This window comes from Merdimonas faecis, assembly GCF_001754075.1.
GTDB lineage: Bacteria > Bacillota > Clostridia > Lachnospirales > Lachnospiraceae > Merdimonas > Merdimonas faecis.
Window position 1 is genome coordinate 1 of sequence record NZ_MIEH01000058.1, and the last position, 810, is coordinate 810.

Consider the following 810-nt stretch of genomic DNA (forward strand, 5'->3'; position numbering starts at 1 on the left):
AAGCCTCCCAGCCGTCCCACGATCAGCAAGTATTATGACATGGATGTGATCCCGGATGATCCCGGCGCTAAACTCGCAAAACCAAAAACCTTTGACGTAGAGCCTTTCCGGAGCACGATCGTCAGGATCCTTGAGACGAACAGTGGGAAAAGTTTCTGTATGTCATCTGTTTACGATGTCCTGGAAGAAAAATTCATCGAAAATGGAGACTATGAAAAACTTCCCGGCAACCAGCAGACGCTCCGCAACTATATCCACTATCTCGAGGATTCCGGACAGATCAACAGGGAGCCAGAGCACCGCCGTATTTATGATTATGTTTTCGATACACCGCCCGGGGAACAGATGCTGATCGACTTCGGTGAGCAAACCTTGTCCAAGACAAAGAGCATCCACTTTATCTGCCTCTTGCTGCGCTACAGCCGCTTTTTATGCGTCTATGCACAGGATCACAAGTATAACTCGGAAGAAGCCTGTAAGGCGATCTATCATAGTTTCTGCAGGCTTGGAGGACGTCCTAAAGAACTGGTCATCGACCAGGACGCCGTGTTTGTCGCCAGTGAAACCTATGGCGAAGTCATCAAGACCAGGACCTTTGAAGATTTCTGTACCGAACAGGATCTCCGACTCTGGGTATGCAATAAAGCGGATCCTGAAAGCAAGGGACCTATCGAAAACTCTGTTGGGTTCGTGAAGAAAAACTTCTTCAGCGCGCGGAAAGTCACCTGTATTGATGATGTGTGGCGTTCCCTTCCCGGATGGCTGGAACGCAAAAACCAGCGGATCCATCGTTCTACCTTACGGGTCCCA

At 49.4% G+C, this 810-nt stretch carries 1 protein-coding gene; it reads left to right on the top strand.

Annotated features, from left to right (window positions below; genetic code table 11):
* Positions 1–810 (top strand): DDE-type integrase/transposase/recombinase (locus BKD12_RS16195; RefSeq protein WP_141736972.1); only part of this gene is annotated, 810 nt, incomplete at both ends.